This window comes from bacterium, assembly GCA_022616075.1.
Lineage (GTDB): Bacteria > Acidobacteriota > HRBIN11 > JAKEFK01 > JAKEFK01 > JAKEFK01.
Window position 1 is genome coordinate 1 of record JAKEFK010000161.1, and the last position, 7,309, is coordinate 7,309.

Sequence of the window (7,309 nt, forward strand, 5' to 3'; positions counted from 1 at the left end):
GTGTAGCCGAACACTTTCGTGGCATTGGGTGTCGCTAAGAACATTGATGTCTCATACCCTGAATCAAAAAAAACTTCAGCCATCGTCTTGAATTGTTCGGGTAATTTGTCGCCATCTCCGATCACGCCGTGAATCAAAGGAAAAAGGCCCACGAGCAGGCTTCCTGTAGACGCAAGTGTATAGGGCGCCGGAGCAAAGGCTCTTTCCCATACGATCCCTGAATCAGCAAGCGAGTCCATCACAGGACTGGTATTTTTAGGATAACCGTAACATCCAAGATGGGAAGGATTCAATGCGTCAAAAACAAAAATCATCACGCTATCCTGTCCATGTCTAACCCGAAACGATTCCAGTTCGGCTGTTGGAGACACAGGTGATTGAATCTGCTCGATCTCGATCTCCGGATTCATCCTGAAGAATTCTTTTTTGATATTTCCGCTCGTGAAGAATGTGATCCGCGCAATCCGATCCTTAAATTCTGACAGGTCGATTTCAGGGTCTTTTACAGTAAACTCGCGCTTCAAAAAAGATGGATAATCGGATTCTACTGTCACTCGATTGTCCGAAGGAAGCGGCGAACTTCCTTCGGCATGCGTTGTGAGCTTTAGCCGGGGACTATTCCGGAGACCAACAGAGAATGCGATGCTTCCTTCATCGTTTCTTATTTCCGCATAAGCAAGATCCTGAGTCAGGCGATAAGCGTTTTTCCGGCTGTCTGAAGCAGGTGTGGAGCAGGAGATAACCAGCGCAGTCAACGAAACGCAGATCATGAATTGCGAAGCTCGCTTTGCCACAACTAGTGTCCTGTAACACATGGTTCTAAAGTGATTCTCCCCCTTATAAAGGGGGGAGTTAGAGGGGGTTGTCTCTCTTCTCTCGATATGAAAAACAACCCCCTCCCAACCTCCGCCTTAATTAAGGGGGAGGAGTCAGTAAACATTCATGTGTTACACGGTACTAGTTAGAGTGTTTCTTTTCACCTGTGCACTAAGAACATGTCTGCCATCCCATTTTGCGAAAGAAGGAGACATAGCGTTGAAGAATGGAGATTGTGTCCCAGTGCTCCTCAAAATATTCTCTGGGCCTGTAGGAGTCCAGATTCTGAAGGACGTGTCTCATGACATCGCCAAAATTTTCTTCATCTGCAAATTCTCCGGTCACGCCAGGGACAACCAGATGCTTTCCACCGCGAATGTTTTCGTTGACAACAATTGGAAGACCAGCCGCAACACACTCCCACATGGCGGCAGGATTCGAAGTGTTGTCGCCCGGATAAACGGCGATTCTGGAAGTTCTCAGCAAATCTACAATGTCAACAGCATCGAATGGAGTCGTAGTAATGTTTGTGTCGCTTAAATCCAGCAATGATCCATCCACTGGATGGAAATGGCCTGTGAGACTTGATCCCCGGGCGGCACGGATGATCAAATCGTGTCTCTTGCTTTTGAACAATCCTGCGAGGTAGATAAAGTCTCTTTTCCTTTCGCACTTCATAGGAAAGATTTTCCTGGTGTTTACGACCGGAATGTAGAGCACCGAGAAATCATCCAGTTCATCCTCAGAATCTACCAAAAAGCATTCCGCATTCACTTTGCCTTCACGGCGATCGTTTGCGCACAGGACCGGGACATGAACACGAAAGCACTTTCCTTCCAGATAGGGAAGGATTGTTTGTCCATAACGGCCGTGATTAATCAGAAAGTCAGGGTAACCAAACCGTTCGAGGTATGCCAGAACGTCGGCCTGATTGTAAAACAACACCCTGAGAATTCCATTTGAGTGATATGAGGTGGATCTTGTCTCTGAATAGTCCCAGAATTCCACCTCGTCCGCGATTCCTTCATCCATCATGTAAACGCCCAGAGAGTAAAGATGGAATCCCCAATCCACAGCTTGGTCAAAAAGCGAGACCCTCCTCCGCTTTGGCGGCATCTGATGCTCCGCCCAATAAGATCTGAAATCGAGTGTTTTCTCTACCGGTTTGGAGAAATTCGAAATGACAACTTTCAATGGTCGAGATTTTTCTGCATCATAAACCAGGAAGCGCCTTTAATGCAATTCTGGCAACACCCCCGGGCGGTTCTGTGAACCTCTTTATGTTTTTTCAATATCATGCATATACTTTTCGAACAACAGAGTAACCGGTTCTTATAACATTTTTTATGAAAGATTTCATTAGAAACCTGGTTTTGAAAACAAATGACGTTTGGCCCTTCTCGTCAATGAACCGTTTCCCGTATTACGCGGGTGTTCGCGCTTTCTTGCATATCTGCAAAGAATTCCCCAAGATCCAACGTGTTTACTTACGCCATGGACTCGTGGAGAGCGATTGGGTACCCGGCATCAGTGACATTGATCTGACAGTGCTGTTTGAGCCCGGAAATACAGCCGAAGAGGAATTTGCTTTCGCCGTTTCGTTCTGGCGGCGGGTTGAACGTCTTAAACGATTTTTCCCAATGCTTGGTGAAATTGATTTGCTTGATTCGAAACAGATCTCCTCCTGGACGAGATTCACAATCCGTGGCAAAGAATCAAAGTCCTGGAGACTCCTTTACGCTATGGGTGATCTACAAGTTAACAGGAAGGCCACCCCAGAAGATAACTTTGTGGATTCCTTCAACCATGCACTTCTCCAGTATTTCAATTTTTTTCAAAGGCGGTTTTTCACGCATCAGATGAATCCGATTGTTGTCGCGGGATTGCAGCGAATTTCCAAAAAAGTCATACGCTACGCAAATGCTGATGGTTTCGAAAAGAAGGAAAATCCATACGAGATATTGAGTGCTTTAATCGCAAGCCTGAATCAGCGGTTGGAATCAATGGTTGTGCCTCCCGGCGCTCCTATTCAGGCTGAGGTTGCTCCACCCAGGAGAATTTCGAGTCAAAACGCATATTCGCTGGACACGGCATTAAAGCCCTTTCATTCGCTCATTCAATCTGTTTATCTCGGTGAGTATAGAAAAATAGTTGTACTGTCAGTTCCGCAAAATCCAGGCGAATTGGACGACTGCATTAGAGTATTGAAGCGACAACTGGGGCAAACCAGCAGCTCCATTCACCTCGTCAGCTTCAAGATGTTCGATTACATGCTCCGATTCTTCGATCCGTTCTACTACACTCATTTGATGCAAAATCGAGCGCTGGCTTTTGGCACTGATGTTTTCGAACAGATTACAGCTCCCTCGATGGGAGCGTTCGTTCGATGTCTACTGGATCAAACGGTAACCATTCTTCCGTTTCCTACCAGCCGTGCTTTCATTACCTGCCTTGACCCGGGCTGGTACAAACAACTCGAAGTAGATTCATGGGTGGAACGTTGTTTACGATTGAAGCTTTTTCTGGAGCATGGCTCGATCCCGACGTTACATTCAGATTCGGTACGAGAATCTCAACATTACTACCAGGGTTACTTCAGTGAGTACCAGAAGCTGGCTGAATCTTTTTCGAAACCTTCCTTGTTTCGTCTTTTCAGAAAATTGACGCTCGAACTCCATTCTGATCTTGAACAATATGCTCCTGATCAACCTTCAAATAGGACAACCCCCTCTTCGTCTCCCCCTTTATAAGGGGGGAAATACAGCAACACAACTTTGGGACATTACCCCATCATTCACAAAATTGACGCTCGAAGTCCATTGTGATCTGATGCTTGTTTAAGTATGGAATTGACCCGAAAGACATTTTGGAGTCCATGTCTTGCGATTGCCGTACCGTTTATCATCTATGTTTTTCATGCGTTGCTTTTCAGAAATTGGATTGTCGATGATGCAGCTATTTCATTTGTTTACGCTCGCAATCTGGCATATGGCCACGGATTGGTATCTCAGCCCGCAGTGCCGCCAGTGGAAGGTTATTCCAATTTCGCCTGGGTTCTTTTGTTAACCCCCTTTTTTCAGGCACACGTTTTCCACCCAATTTTGACACCTAAGATCGTTAGCGCAATTCTTGTCTTCGTTTGCTTTTTCATTGTTCATAAAACTGTCAAATTGATTACAAAGCATCCCAATTTGGGTACCGGGTTCATCCTGGCTCTCCTCAGCATCAATACGTCGTTTGTGGTATGGACGACATCCGGTTTGGAAAACGCTCTCTTTGCCTTTCTTACCGCCCTCCTCTTATGGAAGACAATACAATTTAGCTTGAATCCTGACTACTCGCGAAGAGTACCGGTCATCATTGCGGTAATAGCTCTTCTTTGTGCTCTAACCCGGCCTGATGGAGTACTCTTCTTTGCCTTGTTCCCGGCTTTTTTACTGGCAGATGTGTTGGTATATAAGCGGCCACTGGCTACCGCCATGCGCTCTGGCCTGATCTATGCCGGAATATATACGATATTATTCGCTATTTTTATTCTTTTCCGGTTTTTTTACTTCGGTGAGATTTTCCCAAACACGTTCTTTGCAAAGTCGACAACTTATCACAAGAATTTAATCTCTTTACTGCTCATCGGGCCGGCAGCATATACGAAGCTCTATAAACTTTTTAGTAGCATTTTTGCTGGTGCCGGTCTATTCATGATCTCGATAATCGGAATCAGTGTCTATATGGCTGTTTTAAAATTGTTTACCAGGCAGCATTTTATTCTTCTGCTCATGCTACTCGTTGTATCTTGCAGCTATATGCTTCTTCCGGTTGATTGGATGCCCGAATACAGGCTTGCCACTGCATTTTTTGCGCCTTTTTACATCTATCTTTTTGCTCTGGGTGAGACTGTTAAAGAAGTACCACGCTGGAAAAATCCAGCGAAAACGTTATTTGCTATCTGCATTGCCCTGGTGTTCGTAGGCGCGAGCGCGGTCAGATTTGCCAACCACACCCTGCAGTTCAAAAAGAGGCCTACTTATCCGCTATTGAGCAATGTGAAAAACCATAGACCGTTTGAGAAATACGCCGCTGCATTGGGCCTTAAGGAAGCTTCGCTTCTCACTCCGGATGTTGGCGCTCCTATGTATTACTTAAATCTTCGCATCTATGATCTGGCCGGATTAACGGACAAAACGATTGCACGGACTCTAGGAAAACAACAAACAGTTTTCTACGACTATGTGTTTGAGAGAACAAAACCAACTTTTATCCGCGCGCATAGCTGGTGGGCCTACAAGGCCGATTTCTACAGTGACCCGAGATTTCTGCGAGACTATATTGCAATCGAAGAGCATATGACTCAGGTCAATAGAGTCAATGTCCCTTCCGGTGAGTATGTCCGGAAAGATGCCGGACATTCACTGGAGTTTCTTGTTAGGTCCGCAAAGAATCACAGAGCGAAGAAGTTGCCCGGCTAGTATCGTGTAACACAAGGCTCCAGAGTGATTCTCCCCTTTATAAAGGGGGGAGTTATCAACGATACTTTCTCACGTATGCAAAGCCGATACCTGGCCACTTTTGCATTTCAAAATTCTCATGAAATTCCTTTGATGACCAGATTTCCATGTCACCAATGACTTTGGGAGAAGGCAATCTTGCCAGGGAGCCGCTAAAGAGAATCACATGCGGTTTGCGCGAAAGAACATACGCTCCGTCACCTGCCTGGTGCGCGAAGTCGAGTCTCCGGTCTCGTTTTCCGTGATGCGCAATGTACGGATCGTTTAAACCGAGCATATCGATTGTCGGGAGCTCAGAATAGAAAGGAATGATGCCGGCGGCATTCAATGCGACGAGAGTATTTGGCGGAAAGTGATTGCGCAAGTACTGGCCGGCTTTCATTCGAGTTACGTACTCGCGCCGCCATCCCTCAATATGCTTTATGACAGGTCTGTCCGAAAAGAAGGAGTGCACGAGAAAAGCGCAGAGGGCAACAGTCAAAACAGCGGCAAAGTGAAAACGGACAGAACCAGCAAGACCCACCAGCGCAACATATACCAGAGGAAGGATGGGCAGTAATACTCGCCGTCCAACCATGTTATCCCCTCCCTGAATCACTACCGAGATGATCCAAACGGCGCTGATCAACAACAATGGGAAAACTCGCCGGATCTGCTGGAATCGGCGCTGCAGGACTGAAACAAATAAGAGCAAAAACAATGTCCATACGATCACATTGTATCGATGGAAGGCATAAAGGACGTACCCTTTTCCCTTTCCCCAATTGGCGAGGCCGGCGTGGCTTTTTACGTAATACGTATTGGGAAGCCAGTAGCCGTAATACAGCCATTTCGCGATCAAAATGGGCGCCAACATCAATGTAAGAACGATGCCACAGCGAATCACAGGCAAAAGTGTTCGCGTAGAGATTGCCAGCCAGAGCAAAATCAGAGCGGCAATTAGAGCGCCTTCGGGTCTTGTAAGAATCATTGCTGCAAGCGCAAGCGGGAAGTGAAAGGAACGCAAAAGAGCTGCGTGGTTTTCGGTAATGGAAAGCCCAACACACCAGGCCACCACGGCTGTGAAGAACACTTGTTCGAGGCCGGTACCCATGTAAAAAGTGAAATCCCCTGTTGCTGCGAGTAGACAACATGCTAGAACTGCCCGTTGCGGTTCAAGCGATACTTTTCTTCCAAGCAGGTAAGTCGCGAGAAGGCAAAGTAAACCGGATAACACACTGAGCATTTGCGCAAGAGTTGGTAAAGGAATTCGCGTGAACCCGAAGAGGGTCAACATTACCAGCCAGAGCGTTGTGCTGAATCCCTCGACCCTCGTTCCGTTGTAGGTCCAACCGTTGCCTTTAAGAAAATTCTGCACATAAACAAGCAGTATGTAGGCGTCATCACACGGAGCGAGAAGGATGCGTGCATAAAGGATCGTTACCGGGAACAGCACAAGCGCGATGAAAAGGAAAGGAAAATATTTTCGAGTTTCGGGAGTAATCATCGTAAGAAATTGTTTTGCACAAACCCGGCAAGCACCAACTGATAGTGAGAGGTTGGTGCAGTAACAAAAATCACCGGGATTGACGATCGCTGAAAAACTTTCAAGATGGCCGTTAAATTTTCCCGGTACTCATCCAGGGAGACACGCACCTGGCTTACAGGATTGTCAGAGATCACATTGAAGAACGTCATTGTTTTTCGGAGTGCTTGCACAGTTCGAATATTCTGGTACAAATTTTCTGCAAACAGGTGAACCGTCCGCTTTGAGTCAGGGCGACCGAATGCGAGCCAGTGATCGTTCCAGCCATAGACAACAAAAACGGTATCCGGTTCCAGTTTTTCACAGACCGCATCATAAAGAGGATACTGTAGATTTGTGGGTTGCGAGCAGGTATCTTTGATACCCGATGGGAATTTGGTAGATTTGTTCCATGATCACTGTGGAGGGCTGTACGCGATACAGGAGATTTGGCCGGGATCGAGCGGAAGAGTTTTATTCAAAA

General features: G+C 46.4%; 6 protein-coding genes. 2 read left to right on the top strand and 4 right to left on the bottom strand.

What is annotated here, in order from left to right; genetic code table 11:
- Both L0156_12710 and L0156_12715 read right to left on the bottom strand, forming a co-directional pair.
- On the bottom strand, positions 1-815 hold an 815-nt coding region (locus L0156_12710; GenBank protein MCI0603861.1), incomplete at its 3' end, for a sulfatase-like hydrolase/transferase.
- A gap of 172 nt (positions 816-987) precedes the next feature.
- Positions 988-1,932, bottom strand: coding sequence for a hypothetical protein (locus L0156_12715; GenBank protein ID MCI0603862.1), 945 nt, complete (start codon positions 1,930-1,932; stop codon positions 988-990).
- Positions 1,933-2,162: 230 nt separating this feature from the next.
- On the opposite strand from L0156_12715, the gene L0156_12720 reads away from it, so the two are divergent.
- Together L0156_12720 and L0156_12725 are read left to right on the top strand one after the other, a co-directional pair.
- Positions 2,163-3,566 carry a hypothetical protein gene (locus L0156_12720; GenBank protein ID MCI0603863.1) on the top strand — a complete coding sequence of 468 codons (1,404 nt, stop codon included), beginning with the start codon at positions 2,163-2,165 and terminating at the stop codon, positions 3,564-3,566.
- A gap of 93 nt (positions 3,567-3,659) precedes the next feature.
- The gene (locus tag L0156_12725) at positions 3,660-5,282 is read left to right on the top strand and encodes a hypothetical protein (protein ID MCI0603864.1); all 1,623 of its coding nucleotides are present in this window, start codon (positions 3,660-3,662) and stop codon (positions 5,280-5,282) included.
- Positions 5,283-5,337: 55 nt separating this feature from the next.
- On the opposite strand, the gene L0156_12730 is transcribed toward L0156_12725, so the two are convergent.
- Complete coding sequence (locus L0156_12730; GenBank protein ID MCI0603865.1) at positions 5,338-6,807, bottom strand: hypothetical protein; 1,470 nt, start codon at positions 6,805-6,807, stop codon at positions 5,338-5,340.
- On the bottom strand, positions 6,804-7,019 hold the full coding sequence (locus L0156_12735; GenBank protein MCI0603866.1) for a hypothetical protein: 216 nt from the start codon (positions 7,017-7,019) through the stop codon (positions 6,804-6,806). Before L0156_12735 ends, L0156_12730 begins: the two co-directional genes overlap by 4 nt.
- Positions 7,020-7,309 lie beyond the last annotated feature (290 nt).

Excerpts from the sequence above, each read along its gene's own strand:
- L0156_12715 (MCI0603862.1), bottom strand. The coding sequence starts at position 1,932 with ATGCCGCCAAAGCGGAGGAGGGTCTCGCTTTTTGACCAAGCTGTGGAT.
- L0156_12720 (MCI0603863.1), top strand. The coding sequence starts at position 2,163 with ATGAAAGATTTCATTAGAAACCTGGTTTTGAAAACAAATGACGTTTGG.
- L0156_12725 (MCI0603864.1), top strand. The coding sequence starts at position 3,660 with ATGGAATTGACCCGAAAGACATTTTGGAGTCCATGTCTTGCGATTGCC.
- L0156_12730 (MCI0603865.1), bottom strand. The coding sequence starts at position 6,807 with ATGATTACTCCCGAAACTCGAAAATATTTTCCTTTCCTTTTCATCGCG.